Source organism: Mesorhizobium sp. M2A.F.Ca.ET.039.01.1.1, from assembly GCF_003998035.1.
Taxonomy (GTDB): domain Bacteria; phylum Pseudomonadota; class Alphaproteobacteria; order Rhizobiales; family Rhizobiaceae; genus Mesorhizobium.
On sequence record NZ_RZRY01001568.1, the window covers coordinates 1 to 418 of the forward strand.

Annotated in this window: 1 pseudogene; it reads left to right on the top strand. The window is 62.4% G+C overall.

Going from position 1 to position 418, the window contains the following annotated elements:
* Positions 1-418, top strand: a pseudogene (locus tag EOA24_RS40955) (glutamine synthetase); the annotation flags it as partial.

A 418-nucleotide genomic window follows, 5' to 3' on the forward strand; every position in this document is an offset into this window, starting at 1 on the left:
CATGTCTCCAACAAGCGCGCCACCATCCTCGACGACGAGGGCGCCTGGTTCGGCTTCGAGCAGGAGTATTTCTTCTATAAGGACGGCCGTCCGCTCGGCTTCCCCGAGAGCGGCTATCCGGCGCCGCAGGGCCCGTACTACACCGGCGTCGGCTACAAGAATGTCGGTGATGTCGCCCGCACGATCGTCGAGGAGCATCTCGACCTCTGCCTCGCCGCCGGCATCAACCATGAAGGCATCAACGCCGAAGTGGCGAAGGGCCAGTGGGAATTCCAGATCTTCGGCAAGGGCTCCAAGAAGGCCGCCGACCAGATGTGGATGGCTCGCTACCTGCTCCTGCGTCTGACCGAGAAATACGGCATCGACATCGAGTTCCACTGCAAGCCGCTGGGTGATACCGACTGGAACGGCTCGGGCA